Raw genomic sequence first — 21,450 nt, 5'->3', positions numbered from 1 at the left:
CTCAGTTTTCAATGTGAACGGGCAGCAGCCCGGCCGCCGTACGCGCGTCCACCAGTACGGCTGCCCCCCCGCGATACGCCTGCTTGTGGCGCGCCGGGATCGCGTCCATCTTCTGCCTGTCCTTCAGATAGATCACCGCGTAGCCTTCGGGGTGCTCGGCCAGCCAGCGCTTTAGCTCGGCACCGTGCAATTCAAGCAGCGGCGCTTGCAGACGGCCCAGAAACTGATATTGCGCGTGGTACCTTGCGGCATTCGCCACCGGCAGACCTTGTGCCTGCACCTCTCCGATCGCCAGCGCCAGCGCCTTGATGTCGTACAGCGGATCGATCGATGGCTTGGCGGCCAGCTGCACCAGCGCCAGCGTGGCTGCCCCCAGCAGCGCCAGATTCGGCACCGCCGGAAAACCGCGCCGGCCGATCGCCCAGGCGGCCAGCGCCAGCACCGCCAGCACCGCGCCCGGCCATAGCGCCGGCAACGCAGCGGCCTCTTCGTGGAGTGCCGCAATTTTCCCGCTGGCAGCCAGCATCAACGCCACGCCCAACCCCATTGCCAGCAGGGCAGGCACGCCCACGCGGAAAGCCGGACGGTCAGCCAGTACGCGCGCAGCCAGCAGCGCAAACGCCGGAAACAGCGGCACCAGATAATGCGGCTGCTTGCCGCTGATGAAGCAGAACGCAATGAACACCGGCAGCATCCAGGCGAGGCAAAAGCGCGTGCCGCGGTCCAGCCCGGCCCGCCGGTGATGCGCCAGCGCCTGCCAGAATCCCGGCCAGACGAACCACGGAAACAGCAGCAGCGGCAACAACGGCAGGTACCACCAGAACGGCCGCCGGTGGGCAAAAGATTCGACCATGCGATCGGCGGTCTGGCCCCAGAAAATCGCGTTGCGGTAAGCCTCGCCCCCGGCCATGCCGGCCGGGATTGCCCACGCCAGCGCTATGGCCGCACCCAGCAGCACCGCCAGCACGATCCCGCCGAACCAGCGGCGCCACTGCATGCCGGGGTTCCACCACGGCGCCAGCACGGCAACCGGCAGCAGATTCAGCAGGATGACCGGGCCCTTGGTCAGCACACCCATGCCGACCGCGATCCCCAGCATGACGAAGCCGCGCCGCTTGCCGTCGGCGGCGGCGAGTACGCCGTGCGTCCCCAGCAGCACCCAGAACGCCAGCATCACGTCGAACATGACCGAGGTGGAAAAGACGATCCACAGCAGTGCGCTCACCAGAATCAGCGCGGCCTGCCCGCCGAGGCCGGCGCGCTGCGGCCACAGGCGGCGGGCGAGCGAATACGTCAGCAGCAGCGCGCCGGCGGAAAACAGCGGCAGCACCAGCCGCGGCCACCAGTCGGTGACGCCGAACAGCGCCCAGCCCGCATGGAACATCCAGAACATGAAAGGCGGCTTGTGGCTATAGGGTTCGCCGTTCTTGAACGGCACCAGAAAGTCGCCGCGCAGCCACATTTCCCACGCCGCGCTGACGTAGCGCGTTTCGTCGACCGGGATCAGCGGCCGCGCCAGCATCGCCACTGCAGTCAACGCCGCCAGCAGCAGCAGGCTCAACAGCAACAGGCCGCGCCCGTCATTTCGATAGGGATTCACGAGCAACGCCTGTGTCAGTTTCGTCCAGCGCGGCATCGACCTGGTCGCCGAGGCTCTGGCCATGCCGGAAACGGCGATAAAGATAGGCCCCCAGCGCGCCCGAAACCAGGAACAGGCCGATGGCGAGCGCGAGCTTCAGGGCGGGCGCGATGTGAACGCCGCTGCCGACCAGCGCGAACACCAGCGTCTGCGGCAGATAGCCGAGCAGCGTGCCGAGGAAAAAATGCGCGGGGCGGATACTCGAAATGCCGGCCACCAGATTGGTCAGCAGGTTGCTGCCTACTGGCAGCAACCTGATCAATACCGTCATGGAAAACGGGTGCTCGTGGATGAAGCGGTCGAAACGGCCGGCGCGCGCACCCAGCCGCGCACGCAGCAGGCCCTGGCCGAAGAAACGCGCGTAAACGAAGTTCAATATGCAGCCCAGGAGTGCCGCCAGCGTGCCCAGCAGCGTGCCCAGCCCCACGCTGAAGGCGTAGCCGCCGAGAAAAGCGATGATCTGCCGCGGCAGGCCGAGGGCGGTGAACACGCCGCCCATCAGCAGAAACAGCAAGGCGCCGTTGACGCCGTGTCCGCGCACCCGCGCGTCGATCCAGGCCTCGTTGACGCTGTTGCCGAGATCGCTGGTCTTGAACAGGTAGCCGAGCAGCGCCAGGCTCAGGATCAGCACCAGGCCTTTGACGATAATGCGCGCCTTCATCTAGCGATCGGAATCGGCCTCGATCACCGGCAGACGCACCCGCCGCTGCAGCCAGGCGACGCCGAACAGGTCGACGATGCCGACCCACAGCCTGTTGTGCACGCCGTATTTCGACGTGCCGCGCTCACGGGCACGATGATGGACCGGAACCGACACCACCGCACCGCCGTTGCGCATCACCAATGCCGGCAGAAAACGGTGCATGTGGTCGAAGTTGGGCAGCTGCAGAAACGTTTCACGGGCAAACACCTTGAGGCCGCAGCCGGTATCCGGCGTATTGTCCTTCAGCATGCGCGAACGCACGCCATTGGCGATTTTCGACGACAGGCGGCGCAGAAAGGTGTCGTTGCGCCGGGCGCGCCAGCCCGCCAGCAGTTCCAGGTTGGCCGGCTGCACCGGGTTGGCCAGTTCGGCCAGCAGCGCCGGGATATCGGCCGGGTCGTTCTGGCCGTCGCCGTCGAGCGTGGCGATCCACTCATGGCGCGCCGCAGTCACGCCCGTCGTCACCGCCCGGCTCTGCCCACACGAGGCGCGATGACGGATCATCCGCAGCATCGGGAATTCGGCTTTCAGGGCCTGCAGCCGGGCCTGGGTGGCGTCGGTGCTGCCGTCGTCGACGTAGATGATTTCGAATGTGGTGTTGCCGGACAGCGCTGTCGCGATTTCGCGCACCAGCGGCTCGACGTTGTCCTGCTCGTTTTTGACAGGTACAACCACGGAAAGCCTGCCGTAGTAGGCATGTTTTGGCATTGCTATATCGAGAATCGTGGGGTGTGGCGGTGGAGAAGACTTCCGGGCCCGAAAGTTCGGTGTCCGCCATTCTAGTTTATTTTCTGCGACAAGTATGACGTGCCGACGTCCCCGCGTCGGGTTCGTAATGAGTGCCGATAGGGTCGGGGCTGCCCGCCGCCCTGGTCCGCATGGGCGCGGTGCCGTCATCTGAATGAACGGCTGGGGACAAGGGCGCCGCGCGCATTCAGAACAGCAGGCGCCTAACTCCGCTTCGGGCCGCTACGGGGAGAATGCATTATCCGGCGCAACCAGGCCTTGCCCCATCCGGCGCAGGGTGTGCAAACCCCAATCGAAAGCAACGCGCTCGATGCGCCTCGCATCGTGCCGATCCGGGCAGGCGGCGAGCAGCGCGCGGGCCTCTCCGTGCCGGGGAACGACGCAGTCCGGCGCGATTTCCAGCAGCGGCACCAGCACGAACGGACGCACGTGCATGCGTGGATGCGGCAGCGTGACGAAACTGTCTTCGAGTACCCGATCCTGGTAGAGCAGCAGGTCGAGGTCCAGCGTGCGCGGGCCGTTGCGCTGGTCGCGCACACGGCCATGGCGCGCCTCGCAGGCGAGCAGTTCCGCCATCAGCGCCTGCGGCGGCAGCGCCGTGTCGATCAGGGCCACGGCGTTGACGAAATCGGGTTGCCCGGCGTAGCCCACCGGAGCGGTGCGATACAGCGAAGAGGTGCGCAGCAGACGGGTCTGCTGCAGGTTGTCCAGTTCGCCCATGACCTTGAGCAGACGGGCGGCGGGACAGTCGAGATTGCCGCCCAGTGCGATGAAAGCGAGGCTCATGCGGCTTTTTTACCCAGGATGCGTTCGCGATGCTCGACCAGCGCCTCGCTGACCAGGGGAGCGAGCGTGGTCGCAGTGCCCTGGTCGAAACTGGCGTAGAGGCTTTGTCGCATGCGTTTCTCCCAGAAGCGTGCCAGATGATCGGCCACACCATCGCGTGCGACGGCACGATCGGGTTCGGCAGCGAAGTAGGCGCCAATCTGGTTGGCCATCTGGATCAGGTGTTCGACATTCATGAACATGCGTTCCTTGTTTATTCGATGATACGTTCGGGATGCGCGTAGAGCGTATAGCGCCGGTCGCGCACGAAGCCGGCCAGGGTCAGCCCGCATTCGCGCGCCAGGCGGATGGCGTAACCGGTCGGCGCGGACACCGCCGCCAGCATCGGGATGCCGACGCTGGCCGCCTTCTGCACCATTTCGAAGCTGGCACGGCTGGTGATCAGGGCGAAGCCGGCGCGCATGTCGCGGTGCTCGCGCGCCAGCGCGCCTATCAGTTTGTCCAGCGCGTTGTGACGTCCGACATCCTCCCGCACCGCCAGAAGATTGCCGGCCGGATCGGCCCAGGCGGCAGCGTGTACGCCACCGGTGCTGGCATGCAGCGGCTGGTTCTGCTGCAGATGGGTCAGCGCTTTTTGCAGTGATGCCGCCGCAATAGCCGGCCCTGCCGGCAACGGCGCCAGCACGCGCGCCACCTGTTCCAGGCTTTCCACACCGCACAGCCCGCAGCCGGTGCGTCCAGCCAGCGCCCGTCTACGCTGCTTGAGGCCGGCCAGGCGCGCTTCGGAGATGCGCATCTGCACGACGACGCCGCGTTCGCCCACTTCCAGTTCCAGGTCGTACAGTTCGGAGGGATCCGTCAGAATCCCCTCGCTCAGGCTGAAGCCGAGGCCAAAGTCTTCCAGGTCGGCCGGGCTGGCCAGCATCACCGCGTGGGAAATGCCGTTGTACGACAAGGCCACCGGCACCTCCTCCGGCACGGTGTCCACGCGTGCGCCGCCGCCGCTGTGGGCGGCCGCTTCCATCAGGGCGGGCGGCAGGATCAAGGCCGGCTCGGGCAGATCACACAGGCGCATGATCCCTCTTCGATTTCGATTCCGCCTCCAGCAGGGCCATTTGCTCCGCGTCGAAACGGGCGAACTGCTGTTGCCAGGCAGAGGGCTGTTCCACACGGAAAACCTGCACGGCGGTCACTTTGTACTCGGGGCAGTTGGTGGCCCAGTCCGAATTCTCGGTAGTCACCACGTTGGCTCCCGAACCGGGCCAATGGAAGGTGGTGTAGACCACGCCGGGCTGCATGCGCTCGCTGATCCTGGCGCGCAGCATGATTTCGCCGGCACGGCTTTGCACGCCGACCGAGTCGCCGTCGCGGATGCCGCGGTCTTCCGCGTCCACCGGATGTAGTTCCAGAACGTCCTCCGGATGCCAGACGACATTGGCGGTACGCCGGGACTGGGCGCCCACGTTGTACTGGGTCAGGATGCGCCCGGTCGTCAGCAGCAGCGGGAAGCGGCGGTTGGCGCGTTCCTCCGTGGCCACGTATTCGGTGAGCATGAAGCGCCCCTTGCCACGCACGAATTCCTCCACGTGCATGGTGGGCGTGCCGGCCGGGTGGGCCTCGTCACATGGCCACTGGATGCTGCCCAGTTCGTCCAGTTTGGCGTAAGTGACGCCCTGGAAGGTCGGCGTGAGACTGGCGATCTCGTCCATGATCTCGGACGGGTGCGTGTAGTGCATGGGATAGCCCAGGGCATTGGCCAGCATCTGGGTCACTTCCCAGTCCGCATAAGTCGCCAGCGGACGCATCACCTTGCGGATGCGGGAAATGCGCCGCTCCGAGTTGGTGAAGGTGCCGTCCTTTTCGAGGAAGGACGAGCCAGGCAGGAAGACGTGGGCGAATTTGGCGGTCTCGTTCAGAAACAGATCCTGCACCACCAGGCATTCGAGCGACTCCAGGGCGGCGGTAACGTGCTGGGTGTTGGGATCGGACTGGACGATGTCTTCGCCCTGCACATACAGGCCCTTGAAGCTGCCGGCGATGGCGGCATCGAACATGTTGGGAATGCGCAGCCCGGGCTCGGCGGACAGCGTCACCCCCCAGGTGGATTCGAACAGCGTGCGCGTGGCGTTGTCGGCGACGTGGCGGTAGCCGGGAAACTCATGCGGGAAGGAACCCATGTCGCAGGAACCCTGCACGTTGTTCTGCCCCCGCAGGGGATTCACGCCCACACCGGGCCGGCCGATGTTGCCGGTGGCCATGGCCAGGTTGGCGATGCCCATGACCATAGTCGAACCCTGGCTGTGCTCGGTGACGCCCAGGCCATAGTAGATGCTCGCATTGCCAGCGGTGGCGTACAGCCTGGCGGCAGCGCGCATCTCATCCGCCGGCACGCCGGTGATCTCAGCGGTGGCTTCGGGACTGTGGCGGGGATCGGCGATGAAGGTGCGCCACTTGGCGAAAGCTTCCGGCTCGCAGCGTGCCGCCACGAAAGCCTCGTCCACCAGCCCCTCGGTGACGACGACATGCGCCAGGGCATTGATCAGGGCCACATTGGTGCCGGGCCGCAGCGGGAGGTGATGGGTGGCGCGGACGTGCGGGGTCTCCACCAGGTCGATGCTGCGTGGGTCGGCGATGATGATCTTGGCGCCCTGACGCAGGCGCTGCTTCATCCGGGAGCCGAACACCGGATGGGCGTCGGTGGGGTTGGCGCCGATCACCAGGATCACGTCGGCCTGCATCACCGAATCGAAATCCTGAGTGCCGGCGGATTCTCCCATGGTCTGCTTCAAGCCGTACCCGGTGGGGGAATGACACACGCGGGCGCAGGTGTCGACGTTGTTGACGCCGAAGGCGGCGCGGGTCAGTTTCTGGACCAGATAGGTCTCCTCGTTGCTGCAGCGCGAGGACGTAATCGAACCGATCGACTCGGCCCCGTATTGCCCCTGCAGACGGCGGAATTCGCTCGCCGTGTGGGCAATGGCTTCTTCCCAGCTCACCTCGCGCCAGGCATCGCGGATCGAACTGCGGATCATCGGGGTGGTGATGCGGTCGGCGTGCGTGGCATAGCCCCAGGCAAAACGGCCCTTGACGCAAGCGTGGCCGTGATTGGCGCCGCCATTGATGTCGGGCACCATGCGGATCACCTTCTCGCCCTGCATTTCGGCATTGAGCGAGCAGCCCACGCCGCAATAAGCACAGGTGGTGGTGATGCTGCGTTGCGGCTGGCCCCGCTCGATCACCGATTTCTCCAGCAGCGACGCCGTCGGGCAGGCCGCCACGCAGGCACCGCAGGAGACGCATTCGGAGGATAGAAAATCGTCGCCGCCCGCCGCCGCGATACGCGACTCGAAGCCACGCTCGGTGGTGGTCAGCGCGAACGTGCCCTGTATATCGGAACAGGCGCGCACGCAGCGCGAGCAGACGATGCACTTGGCGGGATCGTAGGTGAAATAGGGATTCGAGGTATCCGCCGTCTCAGCCAGATGGTTGTCGCCTTCGGCGTAACGCACCTCGCGCAGGCCGACGCGGCCGGCCATGTCCTGCAATTCGCAGTTGCCGTTGGCGGAGCAGGTCAGGCAATCGAGCGGGTGGTCGGAAATATACAGTTCCATGACGCCACGGCGCAGGCGGAACAGGGCGTCGTTCTCCGTGGTCACTTCCATGCCCTCCTCCACCAGCGTGGTGCAGGAAGCGGGATAGCCGCGCCGGTCCTTCACCTGGACCACGCAGAGGCGACAGGAGCCGAACGATTCCAGCTGTTCGGTCGCACACAGTTTGGGGATGTCGATCCCCGCCTCGGCAGCGGCATGCATGACCGACGTTCCAGCCGGAACCGTGACGGGAACCCCGTCGATGGACAAAGTGACGCGCTGGGTGGATGTGCGTGCCGGGGTGCCCCGGTCGTGGTGGCAATGCAGGCTCATGCGGAGGCCTCCTTTTGCTTCGGCGCCAGGCCGAAATCTTCTGGATAATGATCGAGTGCGGACAGAACCGGATACGGCGTCATGCCGCCCATGGCGCACAGCGATCCATCCAGCATGGTCTGGCAAAGATCGCGCAACAGCGTGTCGTCGTTGGATTGCTGTGGGCGCGCGGCCATCATGCCATCCAGCAGTTCCACGCCGCGTACCGAGCCGATGCGGCACGGCGTGCACTTGCCGCAGGATTCGATGGCGCAGAATTCCATGGCGTAGCGGGCCATCTTGGCCATGTCGACGCTATCGTCGAAGGCGACGATGCCGCCATGGCCAACCGTGGCGCCTACCGCAGCAAACGCCTCGTAATCCAGCGGCAGGTCGAAGCGCGATTCGGGCAGATAGGCGCCGAGCGGGCCGCCCACCTGCACGGCACGGATCGGCCGTCCGCTGGCGGAGCCGCCGCCGAAGTCGTAGAGCAATTCGCGCAGGGTCATGCCGAAGGCGACTTCGACCAGGCCGGGATGCTTCAGATTGCCGGCGAGCTGGAACGGCAGCGTGCCACGCGAACGGCCGCTGCCGTGTGCCTTGTAGGCCTCGCCGCCCTGCGCCAGGATCCAGGGCACGCTGGCCAGCGTAATGACGTTGTTGACCACCGTAGGCTGGCCGAACAGGCCCTGCAATGCGGGCAACGGCGGCTTGGCGCGCACCAGTCCGCGCTTGCCTTCGATACTTTCCAGCAACGAGGTTTCCTCGCCGCACACGTAAGCGCCTGCGCCCTTGAAAAGATTCAGGTCGAAACGCCGCCCCGAGCCGAGCACATTGTCGCCCAGCACCCCTTCGCGGGTGGCGATGACGATGGCTTCCTCCAGCACATCCCAGGCCTCCGGGTATTCCGAACGCAAGTAGATGTAGCCGGTATCCGCACCCACCGCCAGGCCGGCGATGATCATGCCCTCGATCAGGCAATAGGGATCACCCTCCATCAGCATGCGGTCCGAGAACGTGCCGGAATCCCCCTCGTCGGCATTGCAGACAATGTATTTCTGGCCACCGCCCGCATTCATCACCGTGCGCCACTTGATCCCGGTGGGAAAGCCGGCGCCACCGCGGCCACGCAGGCCGCCCGTATCAATGGCGCCCACGATGTCTTCAGCCTTCATGGCAAGCGCACGTTCCAGCCCCTTTAATCCGCCATGAGAACGATAGTCCTCCAGCGACAGAGGGTCGGTGACCCCCATGCGGGCAAAGGTAAGCCGGGTTTGACGTTTCAGATAAGGAATATCTTCACTGGGGCCATGGCACAAGGCATGCAGGCCGCCCTGCAGCCATCCGGCATCGAACAGGCCGGCCACATCCTCCGGCCTGACAGGCCCATAGGCGATGCGCTGCCCGCTGGACTCGATCTCGATCAGCGGCTCCAGCCAATACAATCCGCGCGAGCCGTTACGCACGATCTCCACAGCCAGCCCCCGGCTCTGTGCCTCGCGCTCGATCGCACGCACCACGCGTTCCGCACCGACCGAAACGGCGCTGGCATCGCGCGGGACAAAAATCCGTTGCGTCATGTTCCCCGCCCTTCCGCAAGAATTGCGTCGAGGCGCTCAGTGCTGACCCGCCCATGAAGTTCGCCATCCAGCATCACGGCTGGTGAACAGGCGCAGTTGCCAAGACAATAGACCGCTTCCAGCGTCACCCCGCCATCGGCCGTGGTGGCGCCAAACTCGACGCCAAGGCGCTCGCTGGCATGCATGGCGAGGGCATCCGCCCCCATGGCCTGGCACGATTCTGCGCGGCAGATACGGAGACGCTGGCGGCCGGGCGGCGTGCGATGGAAATCATGATAGAAACCAATCACGCCCACCACTTCAGCTCGCGACATGTTGTGGGTTCTTGCCAGATCGGCAATAGCATCGTCGGGGATATAGCCGAATCGTTCCTGCAGCTGGTGCAATGCAGGTAACAAGTCGGCTTGATTTGTACTGGACATAAATCCTCTGCAGCAATCGAGTAAACCATTGGATATGTACTGCTTGAAGCAATTTACATACCAATCAATTTACCGAGCTGGCGGCAGGGGATAATCCATCCATAAACAAGCACTTAAACCCAGCGCTTACGATATGGCCCCCATCCGGAAAGTATCTGCGTCGTGACAGAGTGTCCCGTTCAAACGGCCTGAAACGGGCGCTGGAACCTGGCAAATTGTCACGCTGTCACGACCCGCAATACCCATTCGGCTTTCCAGGGTACTTTCAGGCGGGTGACACATCGTTCCATGCAAGCGCCGTGATCGGTCGGATCAGGATGGAGCGGTTCCTGCCTTCTACGGATGTGGGGGATGCATCGGCCGTCAACTACGGAAAACGCTGAGAAATATAGACATCATCAACACATTCGCGAACACTGCGCCTGGCCTCGTAAACATTGCCGAGAGCGCGGAGGCTATAAAAATCCCAATGTACGCAGCATGAGTCCGGCACCAACAAGAATGCACAACAAGCCTACGCCGCCACGCAAGGATTGTGCGTCTACGGCATGTACGATCCGCGCGCCAAGCACAACCCCAATGACTTCAAAGATCGTGCATATGGCCATGAACTTGTAATTAATCGACCCATACTGCAGATTCCCTGCCGTACCCGAGATTGCCGCGAGGATCTGGATCACCTGGCTTGCCCCTATCGTGCTCAGAACAGGGAACCCCAACAGGATCATGATAGGGACGGACAAGGCCGGCCCCCCTACCCCGGTGAGACCCGAGCCGAAACCCACGACGGCACCGATTCCAAACAACAATACCTGCTGCAATCTGGGCCAATCCTTGAAAATTGCCGATCTCGTCCTTTTATTGGTTAAAACGGTATAAATTCCCGAGAAAATAATTATTGATGCAAGGATCAAGGAGAGCCCTTGCGCATCGATTTTTGAATTTGCCCAGGCGCCGAAGAACCCGAACACGGCTGCCCCAATGCACAGCGGCACGGTAATGCTCCAGTTGATACTCCCGTGACGCTGAAATGAAAAGGCCCCGATGAGGCCGGTAAAAATAAAGGTGAACAAGGCCGTGGCCATTGCCTCCTGGATCGTCAATCCGCCAAGAATGTTGAGCGCGGGGATTAGAAGAATCCCCCCTATTCCCACAGCGCCGATAAGGACGCCAACGACCAGGGAAATGACGAGCAGCCAGGCAATAGTCATCGATATGGCGGCATCAGGAATAATGCAGCGGGCGCAGGCACTTCCATATAGCGCCGGAGGCGCATGGCGATTGATTGATATCCCGGTTTTTCAAGGTTTTTACAATCAAGCAGCCATACTATTGGTTGTTATTCCGCGGATAAAAATCGGGCAATTTGTAAAGCCCGATCAACCGAGGAAGACCCGATGATCCCGCATCCCTGATGGATATTTCATCCAGAAGATTAAAACAGGCCAACCTGAATTGTCGTCTGAAGCAATAACCACAGGGAAGAAGCATTCTGCTGTGCTAGCTTTTGAGTTTAAGAACCCGTTTGGCATTCTTGTACAACACCTGATCGATAACGTCATCCTTGAATCCGAGGTTTCTGTAATCTTCAAGTGATTGCCCCATCGCCCGGAAGGGGTACGAACTGCCGAACAAGAGTTGATCTTTCATGAAACCGTTTGCAGCTTCAACATAAAGGCTTCCACCCGGCAGGAAAATGTACATGTCCGGCACGAGGTGAACGTTCTCATAGCGGAAAGCAACTGCGATTACTTCGTTTACATAAGGATAAAACCCGTGATAGCAGACGATAGACAGGCCAGGGAATGCTTTCGCAACCCGGCCCACGGGAGCGGGGTCGGTAAGTTCGAGGCTGGGAGAAGTCGGCCCCGACATGAGGCAAACGGGAACGCCCAATTGATCGCATGCGTCGTAGATCGGGTATAGCAAAGGATTGTCGGCCTTCATGGGAGCACTGCCAAATCCGGGTTCCAGATTAATGCCCTTCAATCCGAGTTTCTTGACGGCTCTTTCCACTTCGGCGATCGAGCCTTTGACACCCAGTGCCAGAGGATCCACCGAGCCGACACCGATAAGCTCTTTGTGGCCTTTGGTTAATTCGCTGATCTCATCATTGGTATGCCGGATCCCCGGAATGTCACGGCCCACCACCACGGCTGCCGTTATGCCGGTTTCCCTGATTTCATCCACGAATCCTTCGACGTTTTTTGAACGTGTAAAATGTTCGTCGTCTTTTGAGCCCACCCGCCTGTTCAGCCATTTAACCACTTCATATTCATTCGTACCCGGTGTTGCCCCATAAAAATCATGCAGAAATGAAGGCCTGCTGCGCATATCGATTACTTTTTTTTCCATTTTCTCGTCTCCGGATATTTAAAAAACAGATTCAACATTCAAAATTAAATGACAACATGTAAAACAATGATGTCATGCCGGTTCCTTGCTACCGGCAGTCCCATTGCCGCCTGACCGTTTTGAATAAGCTTCAACAAAATCTGCCGCTGCCTTGCTTCCACCACTAAACGATTTCATTGCTTCCTGGTGAAGGATGGCCAAGGCCTCCATCTTCACGGCAATCGCACGGTCATTGTCAAAAACAAAAGCCAGTCTTCTCGGCCGTGGCAAATCAACTTCGATGGACGCACGGACCTGGCCCGGAATATTCGACATGATCAGCAGACGATCAGCCAGAAAAATCGCCTCGTCGATGTCGGTGGTAACGAAAAAGTTCGTTCTATGCGACTCTTCATAGAGCCCTGAGTAGTATTCCCACATCAATTCCTTGGACATGCAGTCCAGGCCACGGAACGGCTCATCGAGAATCATGACATCGGGGTTATTGATCATCGCGCGGGCCAATTCAGCCCGGCGCTGCATGCCACCGGAGAGTTGCGGCGGATATTTCTCCCGGAAAGCCGACAAGCCCACCTTTTCAAGCAGGTATTCAGCCTGATCACGGTTTTGCTGTGTATTTTCGCCGCGTGCCTTGGGGCCGTACATGATGTTGTCGTAGCTGGTCATCCACGGAAACAATGCCGATTCCTGAAACACAACCAGGCGGTCACGTCCCGGTCCGGTTATTCGCTTCCCGTCGATTTCGATCGTGCCGGATGAAGGCTTTTCAAAGCCGGCAAGGAGCCGTATCAAGGTGCTCTTACCGCAGCCCGATGGGCCGATCATCACCGTAAGCTTGTTGCGTTCGATGGTGAATGAGCAATTTTTGAGTACTTCTTTAGCAAATTGCGCAGCACCATACGTTTTTCCGATATTGGTAACTTTTATTTCACCAACCCTCTTCGGATTCACGCTATTCGGCGTAGCAGTGGATTGATTCTGAGTAATATCGTTCATACGATTCATCCTTTACCGTTTTTTCAACCACGGGGTGAAGAAACTACCGAGCTTCCGCAAAAGCTCACTGCAGATAAATCCAGCAATGCCGATACTGATCATGCCTACGACAATTTGTTCGTATGATCCGCCGACATAGGAGTTCCAGATAAAGAAGCCAAGTCCCCCACCGGAGCCGGTTTCGCCGCCGCCGCCCGAAATCATTTCCGCAGCAACCACCACCTCCCAGGTAATCCCCATGCCCACAGCGGATCCAACGACGATCGATGGAAGGGTTGCAGGGAGAACGACTCGCCGAAAGACATCCCATTGCGAGGAGCCCATCGATTGCGCAGATTGAAAGAATCGGACATCAATGGATTTCGCACCGCCCACCACGTTGATCACGATGGTGTAAAAGGCCCCGAGAAAAGTAACGAATGCAATGGACAATTCCTGGGTTGGCCAGAAAATGATCGATGCCGGCACCCAGGCCAGCGGCGGGATCGGGCGCAAAATCTCAAACGCAGGGAAAACGATGCCGTGGAATGTTTTGTTCACCGCCATGAACAAGCCCAGGGGAATTCCGATCAGCATGGCAGCAAAGAATCCCGCCAGCACGCGGAGCGTACTCAAATACCAGCTTTGCCAGTACCCTGGGTCGCCAAGCAATGCATACCACGCAACAAGAACGGCGGTCGGTGCCGGTACATGGCCGATCCACGGCGGGGTAAAGCCAAACCATTCATTGGACCGCGAGCCCAACTCCCACAGCGCGAGAAACACGAAAATGGCAATGACGGCTCGTAGCTTGGAGCGACTAAACAATTGTTTTCTAAAACGTTTGATGTTCATGTCGTCTACCCTTCTTTTTCGCCGGCCGTAAAAGCCTTCTTGGCCTCTTCATGTACGAGTTCCACGGTTTCATCCATCAGCTGGCGATACCGTGTACTGGTCAGCACGCTGTAATCGCGGGGGTGAGGAATATCGACGTCGATGATTTTCTTCGGCTTGCAGGGACGCGAGGTCATGATGACAAGTCGATGTCCAAGAAAAATCGCCTCTTCCAGATCGTGGGTGATAAAGAAAATGGTGACTTTGTTCTTGTAGTAAATTTCCAGTAAAGCCTCATGCATCACCGATTTGGTGAGCGAGTCGAGTGCCCGATAGGGTTCGTCGAACAGCAATACCTTTGGCTCATTCATCAGGGCCCGGACAATTTCCACACGGCGGCGCAAGCCCGAGGAAACTTCGCCGGGGAAGTTGTGCTCGGTGCCGCTTAAGCCCGCATCCGCCATCATGCTGCGGGCTTTGTCGTAGATTTCCTTTTTGCCCAGCTTGCCTTGCATCATGAGGCCAAAAGCGACGTTGTCCAGGTTGGATTTCCATGGAAACAGCGCCCCGTTCTGAAACACCACAATGCGATCCGAGCCTGGCTGTGCCATGGGCTTTCCGGGTCCGCACAAGAGCTCATCATCGAGGAAAATCTTGCCAGAGGTGATGCTGTGGAATCCCGCAATCGCATTCAATAATGTGGTCTTCCCACAACCCGACGGCCCGACGATCATGCATATTTCGCCGGCCGGGATATCAAGCGAGCAATGATCCACAGCCATCACGGCAGCGCCATCCGGATCATAGATCTTGACTACATCCTCGATCCGGATTGCGCCTTTCAGCATACCTTTTCCAGCCTTCTCGGCTTGTTGCAATACAGCGCTCATCAACGACCTCCTAAAGCAAGTTCACGAACCCGCCACTGCATCATGTAATCACCCGCCATACGCACGAGTGCGCTTGAAACGTAGCCAACTATGCCAAGTGTGATCATGCCGATCACGATGGTTGGATAGCGAACCATCGTATAAGACGTATTGATCACATAACCCAGCCCGAACTCGCCAGACACCATTTCTCCGGCCACCAGAGAAAACCAGGCAACGCCAATCGATATTTGCAAACCTGTAAAAATGAATGGCATGGCACCCGGCACGATCACTTCCTTGAAGGTTTGCCACTTGCTTGCGCCGAGGCAAGCGGCCGCCCGGCTGTAGGATTCGTCGATGGTTTCGACGCCAAGCATGGTATTCAGAGCGGTGGCATAGAAGGATGCAAGGAAGGTCAGGAAGATGACCGGCGTTTCCGAGCCCTGGAACATCAGGATTGCCAGGGGTACCCAAGCGAGAATCGGAATGGGACGCAGTGTTTCAAAGACCGGGAAGACGTATTCGCGGAATGTCTTGGACCAACCTAAAAACAATCCAAGCGGCACGCCTAGCACCGTGGCCAGAAAAAATGCGATCAGGATTCGGCGGACGCTGACCCAGATATGCTGGTAATACTCAGGCGTATAGATCGACAAGCCGTAGATCGGGTCTTTGCTGAACCATTCTTTAAACACCTCGGTCAACCCTGGCATGTCTGCAAACCTGGGCAATTTCCAGATTTCGACTGTGAGGTACCAGGTAGCCAGCAGGATTCCGAATCCCGTGAGCATCAGGTAGGGCTTGGGACTTTTCAGCCACTGCGACAGGCGAAACATCGTCAGGGTCAAGCCGGTTGCCACAGTGACTGGCACTTGCGTGAAATGCGGCACGTGACCCGCCATTTCTTCAGGCAGGGTATATTCCTTATTGATCATGGTCGCGAAGCGGCTCATGACAATGTCGCCTGTCTCGGGCGACGCCTTGAACAGGTTGATCAGTTCCTCGCCGTTGATCCGGATCAGTTCAGTCCGTTCCAGGCAGACGGTCTTTGCCAAACGGCTGCGCTGGTTCTCGAGCACGGCTGCCCAGCCGAACACATCGCCGCTATGCAGGATTTTTTCCGGATGTATCGCCTGGAAGCCAATCCCAAGTGTGTGCTGCACGGCACCTGAAGACACGATGTAAACATCGTCAGCGAAATCACCCTGGTGATAGATCACATCCCCACGGGCGTAAGACTCATACCTGGCAAGCCTGGCGATTGCTTCGAGCACATCGTTCGGTACCGTCTGGAACGGCATGGATCGCTTCAGTAAGGCTACAGTCTGGTCAATTTCCATAAAATATTCCTTGTGGCATCATTCCGGCTGAGTTCGGGGCGTTGGAGAAGCGGGTGCCCGTGCACTGCAGACGTCAAGATCCCGCCAGCCGCGCCTGTGTCATGCACACGGCTGGGGTAGTCTTGATTGAATAGGTAGACGAGTTATCTTTTGCCTGTGTAGGCCGAATCCGGCAAAGCCTTGACCGAGCCAACCGGGGCTTTCAATCCGCGCTCTTTCAGTATTGCTTCGGCAAATTCCGGCATGACCGCTTCCGGCCGCAGCTTGGGCGTATGAATGCTCTTCACTTCATAAAGAAAGGTTGTCGCTTTTTTGATCAGGTCCGAAGCTTCCGGCGTGATCGTAAATGGCAGCTTGACCCGTTCCGGAGTACCCCCCTGCGCGACCGGGTAAGAGCCATACAGGGACGTCCACAGAACATGCCTGGTGAAGCCTGTGGTTTGCGATTCCACCGCCGCAACAATCTTTTCTGCATTTTTCGGGTCAGCCATAAACAGCTGGGCATCGAGCTCGGCATTCAGCCATGCCTTGACCACATCCGGGCGCTGCTTGATGAGGTCATTGCGCATGACAATGAACGCGCCGTCATGCTCATTGATGGACGTACCCGACGCGATGCGCTTGGCAAGGCCTTCCAGCACCAGACGCGACGCAGTGGGCTCCCATATAACCGCGGCATCGATCTTGCCCGCCCGGAAACCACTGGTAATGACCTCAATGTTCTGATTCAGATAGGCTGCCGGCTTGATCCCCTTCTTCTTGAAGACTTCTTGCGCAAAGCGATCCGTACAGGAACCCTTGGGCACGGCCACCCGCTTCCCATTCAGCCACTTGAGGGCATCGTCCTGATTGGCAAAGTTGGGGGCATCTTTCCTCGCAAGAAAAATGTTGCACTGATCGACACCCAAACCCGGTGACGCAACAATGCGCAGATCCGCGACCCGCTCTTTTGTGGTGGAAACAATAGCCGGCATGTCGCCCATGTAACCGATATCCTGCTTGCCTGCGAGCATCGCATTGACGATAACGGCGCCCTGCAATCCAATCGAAAACTTCACGGTGGATCCCTTGGGCAGGTATTTCTCATAAAACTTCATGGGCTGCATCACCACGCCCGACCAGGACTCCGTGTAATAAGGTTGGTAGCCGATGGTCAGGTGAACGGGCTCACCCACCTTGCCATAGTTGAGATCGGCCGCGTAGGCGGAAAACGCGCTGCCAACGGCAAGACTGAAGGTCGCGGCCAAAGCTGGTAATGCACGATAAGTACGACGACCAAACCAATTCTTAAGACAAGTCATGATGAAAATCTCCTCTTGTTGGAAACTGATCCTTGATACGGGCCGTAATCAACCTCGATTACTCTTCATATCGGTACGAATTCACATGCTGTACAAAGCAAGATATTGGTGCTCATCCCGCTATTAATGCATTAATGGACTTGGGCTATTTTTCTCCTGGAGAGGCCAGATGCCGGGTGATCAGCGTCGAAAGCTTGCGCATGACGAAATACCCTGATACCGGATCGGATTCGAGGGCTTTCAAGATTTCCTCGCCATTCAGCCGCAACAGCACCGAATCTTCCAGGCAGGTAGATTTCGCAATGCGCCGCGGCTGATTCTCGAGTAACGCCGCCCAGCCGAATACTTCTCCCTTGCGCAAGACAAAACCGGCAGGGCTGGTGCCGTCGCGGCCAATCAGAAACTCAACGCGGCCCGATTCGAGGATATAAAGATCATCGGTGGGATCGCCGATGTTGTAGAGGGTGCTGCCACTTGCGTATTTTTCACGGCGTGCAAGCTGATCGAGCCGCTGCAGCGTGACGTCGGAAACGTCCATGAACAACTGTGCTACCTTCAGTGCGCTGGATTGCACTACAAATATCTCGCCATCCTCAACCTGGACTTCGTATTTCTCCAGCGGCGCTTCGGCGAGACCAATTTCCTTTCCGGTAGTGATATCCCACTGCCATAAATGCTGGTGGCAGGTAAGCACTGCGCCATCGTAATATCCTTCGGCCAGACAGACTTCCTGGTGAGGGCAAATGCCTTGATAGGCGTAATAGTAGTCACCTGCGTTGGCTATCAAGACCTTGAGCCCGCCTTCAATGTCATAATCCTTCATCCCATTGCTGGGAATTTCGGCCGTATTACATACGCGTATCTTGCTCATGCCCATTCCTAACTGAATTTGTCATAACAAATGTTATCGGTGGTCAATCTCGCCATAAGCAATATCCGGACGGCCGCATCGACCATTGGCGGCGGCCCGGCAAGATAGGCCCTGACGTCCTGATAGCTGCCCTGCATTTGACGTCCTGCCACCTCGTGCACATAACCTGTGTCGAATTTCAATTGCGGGTAATCATTCAGGACGGAACCGGGGGGCTCCTCTTTTGACAGGGCTATGGTCACACTCAGTTTGTTGCCGCACTGGGCACGCAACTGGGAGAGTTCCTGGAGTAAAAAGGCATCCTTCAGTGTCTGCACACCAAAGAACACATCGCCTCTATATTGGGAAAAATAGCCGTCCTGCGCGGCACGGGACAGAATGGACATCATCCCTGCAATGCCGCTGCCGCCAGCGATACACAGTATGTTTTTGGCCAGACCGGGGTAAAACGTCGCGTGTCCCAGAGGACCGAACAACTCGACCGCCACCCCCTCGCACTGATTGTTGAACAACCATTCGGATATCCCGCCACCAGGCTTTTTCTTGACAACAAACTCAAGTATTTCCGCCTCACGCTGGTAGTTCACGATTGACCAGCCGCGAAAGCCCGCTATGCCCGGCACCCGGACCATCACAAACTGGCCGGCATCAAACGCCATTGGCTGGCTCAGCTTGACCTGGAGATGGATTACGTCGGGCGTCAACAGCTTCACCGAGCTGATATGCCCACTCAATGCAGCGGGCACGCTGACACCCGACTTTTCCACGGTCTGGACAAAGCTTTCCACTGCGATCGTGGCATCAGTCTTGGCCATGCACTGGCACATCAGAAACTCGTCTTCGCCCTTCAGATATTTGCGTCCGGGCGCTTCAGGCCAGGCATCGACAATCTCCCCGGAGATCAGCCGCGCCTTGCATGTTCCGCATGTCCCGCTGGCACATTCATAAGGCAGGTCAATATCACCGCCCAACCCGGCGTAGAGTATTTTTTCTCCCTCGGCCACATTGAAGTTGTGCGCGCGGTTTCGGGCGTTGATCTGGATTTTCATAGTGTGTCAGTCCACTAAGGCCATTAAAATGGAATGTGATAGCCGGCACCAAGCATCCGTGTATCAAGACGAATATTCCGGTCCAGCAATTTTGGAGCGTCTCCATTCAATGCGACGGTGTCGTAGATTTTCCCCACCGCGAACAGTTCGGTTGCGCCGCCGTCAAGCGAAGTCTTGAAGACCTGTAGCGTGCTGATCGTTTTTGCCTGTTGCCTGGCTTCGTCCTGGTCGACGATACACACTGTGATGTGACGGCTTAATGGCGAATGATCACTGTTGTGTCTGGGCAGATTGTCGAATAAAAGCTTCATGCCTTCCTTGTCCTGCTCAAGCCAGGTCATTTCCTTGCGGATTTCCGGGATATAAGCAGTAATGGCATAACGAAATGCCGGGTCGCACAAGTCAAGAAATCCAGCAAAGTCCTTGCTGTCCATTGCAAGGCCGGATCGATAAATCAGCTCATCAATTGATTGTTTTGATGCCACACCAGTACTCCTCTTATTGACGTAATGAAAGCCTGCAGATGGCTGTCGTCATATTCGTGGAACGGCAGCCATCAACCGCGTTGCTCAGCTCAACTTGTTGTCGCCGAAGGGATCGTATGCCGGACGCCCCATGCGCTTGCCCCACTCAGCATAGAAGTGCCGCATCCCAACCTCGTCATGGATCGTCGAGTTTTCTTCACGGCCATGCAGCACCCATTTGCTGTCGCTCTTCTCGCGCATGGCCAGCCCCTGACCATGTACACCCAGCAGGTCTTCATGCAAGTTACGACCGAACGGCCCCCAAATCGTATTGTGGTCACGCACCCGCTCGGCACGCTGCTCCGGGGTGTCGCTCTTCAGCCCGAGACCACGGAATTCGATGATCAGCTTGTCCGGCCCCAGCGGAATAGCCGTGTCCATACGCAGCACCGATGTCCGCAGGTTGAAGGTCATTCCAGGAAAAAGGTCGATCAATACCCAGCCGCCCGGCGCCAGACCCGGCCAGCCCACAGCGCGCTCCTGGCTGCCTGCATAGGCATCGTATTTAATTTCCATCGACCCCACTGATGCATGGCCACCGGGATAGCCTTTGTACTTGCGATCGAAATAGCCCGGTTGCATCATCCCCGTGATACGGTTGAAGTAATGCATATAGTCATGGTAGAACTCGCTGTTCGTGTCATGCCACAACTTGTAATTCGTATTGACGATTGCCTTGTGATAGGTAAAAACCTCCAAAGGCTGGCTGAGGTTTTCCTCCATCATGCCGAGCGCATCGCCGATATATTCCTTGAGCGTGCCGCTGTTATCGTCCACGTTTACCCAGACAAAACCGCCGAAGCCGACTTCGCTTTTCACTTCACGCAGACCAGCGTCCTTGCTGCTATAGCGATCCTGGTAGCCTTCCTTGCTGCGGGGGATGTCAATGCAATCCCCCTGGGGGTTGAACGACCAGGCATGGAAAATGCAGGTGACACGCTTGGCGTTTCCAACAGGATCGTAGAGGAGCGTATTGCCACGGTGCGGACAGATATTGTAGAAAGCGCGTACCTTCATATCTTCGCCACGAATCATAAAGAGCTTTGCCCCGCCAGGATGACTGAAAGTCCGGTAATCGTAGGCGTTCGGCAGCTCCGATTCGTGGCAGCCGATGATCCAGCATTTATTGAAAATCTTTTCCTGCTCCTCGCGGAAAATCTGCTCGTCGGTATAAATCCTGGTATCCACGAAATGAGTAGACGGGAACTTAGGCTGCTCTTTCCAGGCAATTTCGTTACGTGACATTCTTGTCTCCTATCGAGTTGGGCAAGGTAAAAACACTCCCTGAACAGGGTCAAGCATAGGCCGTGCCAGATCAATCAAATTGGGGCGTGACCCTAGAGACAATACGTAATATCGCGGTATCACGGCTGTCACAATGGAAAATCCGAATACCCGCTCAATTACCCCCATTTCGCAACACCCGTTTCCTTGTATCGTTTAACGTGTCAGCTGAAACACTCTGCGTCAGATCTGTCACATTGCTCAATATGGAAAGCCCTGAATACGCCGCCCATATTGGAATCCGCCTATTTTCTGCCGGCACATCC

At 58.5% G+C, this 21,450-nt stretch carries 20 protein-coding genes; all 20 read right to left on the bottom strand.

Going from position 1 to position 21,450, the window contains the following annotated elements; translation table 11 throughout:
• Position 1: 1 nt before the first annotated feature.
• Entirely contained in the window at positions 2 to 1,600 is a 1,599-nt protein-coding gene (locus Q0L94_RS04075) for a glycosyltransferase family 39 protein (protein WP_296750305.1), read from the bottom strand.
• A complete protein-coding gene (locus Q0L94_RS04070) occupies positions 1,581 to 2,300 on the bottom strand; it encodes a TVP38/TMEM64 family protein (protein WP_296750304.1) in 720 nt (239 codons plus the stop codon). The genes Q0L94_RS04075 and Q0L94_RS04070 overlap by 20 nt, the downstream gene beginning before the upstream one ends.
• Complete coding sequence (locus tag Q0L94_RS04065; RefSeq protein ID WP_296750302.1) at positions 2,301 to 3,050, bottom strand: glycosyltransferase family 2 protein; 750 nt, start codon at positions 3,048 to 3,050, stop codon at positions 2,301 to 2,303.
• 261 nt (positions 3,051 to 3,311) lie between these two features.
• A complete protein-coding gene (folK, locus tag Q0L94_RS04060; protein ID WP_296750300.1) occupies positions 3,312 to 3,875 on the bottom strand; it encodes a 2-amino-4-hydroxy-6-hydroxymethyldihydropteridine diphosphokinase in 564 nt (187 codons plus the stop codon).
• The gene (locus Q0L94_RS04055; RefSeq protein ID WP_296750298.1) at positions 3,872 to 4,111 is read right to left on the bottom strand and encodes a formate dehydrogenase subunit delta; all 240 of its coding nucleotides are present in this window, start codon (positions 4,109 to 4,111) and stop codon (positions 3,872 to 3,874) included. Before Q0L94_RS04055 ends, folK begins: the two co-directional genes overlap by 4 nt.
• A gap of 17 nt (positions 4,112 to 4,128) precedes the next feature.
• Positions 4,129 to 4,950: a formate dehydrogenase accessory sulfurtransferase FdhD gene (gene fdhD / locus Q0L94_RS04050; protein WP_296750297.1), complete on the bottom strand. Its 822-nt coding sequence runs from the start codon at positions 4,948 to 4,950 to the stop codon at positions 4,129 to 4,131.
• Positions 4,937 to 7,798: a formate dehydrogenase subunit alpha gene (gene fdhF, locus Q0L94_RS04045; RefSeq protein ID WP_296750295.1), complete on the bottom strand. Its 2,862-nt coding sequence runs from the start codon at positions 7,796 to 7,798 to the stop codon at positions 4,937 to 4,939. The genes fdhD and fdhF overlap by 14 nt, the downstream gene beginning before the upstream one ends.
• The gene (locus Q0L94_RS04040) at positions 7,795 to 9,357 is read right to left on the bottom strand and encodes a formate dehydrogenase beta subunit (protein ID WP_296750293.1); all 1,563 of its coding nucleotides are present in this window, start codon (positions 9,355 to 9,357) and stop codon (positions 7,795 to 7,797) included. Before Q0L94_RS04040 ends, fdhF begins: the two co-directional genes overlap by 4 nt.
• Positions 9,354 to 9,779, bottom strand: a complete 426-nt coding sequence (locus Q0L94_RS04035; protein WP_296750291.1) for a formate dehydrogenase subunit gamma — start codon at positions 9,777 to 9,779, stop codon at positions 9,354 to 9,356. Before Q0L94_RS04035 ends, Q0L94_RS04040 begins: the two co-directional genes overlap by 4 nt.
• Positions 9,780 to 10,234: 455 nt before the next feature.
• Positions 10,235 to 10,990 (bottom strand): sulfite exporter TauE/SafE family protein, encoded by a 756-nt coding sequence (locus Q0L94_RS04030; RefSeq protein WP_296750289.1) that lies wholly within the window; start codon positions 10,988 to 10,990, stop codon positions 10,235 to 10,237.
• Positions 10,991 to 11,279: 289 nt separating this feature from the next.
• Complete coding sequence (locus Q0L94_RS04025; protein ID WP_296750287.1) at positions 11,280 to 12,134, bottom strand: amidohydrolase family protein; 855 nt, start codon at positions 12,132 to 12,134, stop codon at positions 11,280 to 11,282.
• A 72-nt stretch (positions 12,135 to 12,206) separates the two neighbouring features.
• Positions 12,207 to 13,130, bottom strand: coding sequence for an ABC transporter ATP-binding protein (locus tag Q0L94_RS04020; RefSeq protein WP_296750285.1), 924 nt, complete (start codon positions 13,128 to 13,130; stop codon positions 12,207 to 12,209).
• Between the two features lie 12 nt (positions 13,131 to 13,142).
• A complete protein-coding gene (locus tag Q0L94_RS04015) occupies positions 13,143 to 13,964 on the bottom strand; it encodes an ABC transporter permease (protein WP_296750283.1) in 822 nt (273 codons plus the stop codon).
• Positions 13,965 to 13,969: 5 nt separating this feature from the next.
• Positions 13,970 to 14,833 carry an ABC transporter ATP-binding protein gene (locus Q0L94_RS04010; RefSeq protein WP_296750281.1) on the bottom strand — a complete coding sequence of 288 codons (864 nt, stop codon included), beginning with the start codon at positions 14,831 to 14,833 and terminating at the stop codon, positions 13,970 to 13,972.
• Entirely contained in the window at positions 14,833 to 16,155 is a 1,323-nt protein-coding gene (locus Q0L94_RS04005; RefSeq protein WP_296750279.1) for an ABC transporter permease subunit, read from the bottom strand. Before Q0L94_RS04005 ends, Q0L94_RS04010 begins: the two co-directional genes overlap by 1 nt.
• Before the next feature lie 143 nt (positions 16,156 to 16,298).
• Positions 16,299 to 17,456, bottom strand: a complete 1,158-nt coding sequence (locus tag Q0L94_RS04000; protein WP_296750278.1) for an ABC transporter substrate-binding protein — start codon at positions 17,454 to 17,456, stop codon at positions 16,299 to 16,301.
• 145 nt (positions 17,457 to 17,601) lie between these two features.
• Entirely contained in the window at positions 17,602 to 18,327 is a 726-nt protein-coding gene (locus tag Q0L94_RS03995; RefSeq protein WP_296750277.1) for a cyclic nucleotide-binding domain-containing protein, read from the bottom strand.
• Positions 18,328 to 18,335: 8 nt separating this feature from the next.
• On the bottom strand, positions 18,336 to 19,376 hold the full coding sequence (locus Q0L94_RS03990; protein ID WP_296750275.1) for a 2Fe-2S iron-sulfur cluster-binding protein: 1,041 nt from the start codon (positions 19,374 to 19,376) through the stop codon (positions 18,336 to 18,338).
• 23 nt (positions 19,377 to 19,399) lie between these two features.
• Positions 19,400 to 19,861, bottom strand: a complete 462-nt coding sequence (locus Q0L94_RS03985; RefSeq protein ID WP_296750273.1) for an aromatic-ring-hydroxylating dioxygenase subunit beta — start codon at positions 19,859 to 19,861, stop codon at positions 19,400 to 19,402.
• 84 nt (positions 19,862 to 19,945) lie between these two features.
• Positions 19,946 to 21,145: an aromatic ring-hydroxylating dioxygenase subunit alpha gene (locus Q0L94_RS03980; protein ID WP_296750271.1), complete on the bottom strand. Its 1,200-nt coding sequence runs from the start codon at positions 21,143 to 21,145 to the stop codon at positions 19,946 to 19,948.
• Positions 21,146 to 21,450: the final 305 nt, after the last annotated feature.

It is taken from the genome of Thiobacillus sp. (assembly GCF_024708915.1).
Note: the sequence above shows the minus strand (reverse complement) of the source record. Positions and strands in the feature narration are given on the sequence as shown.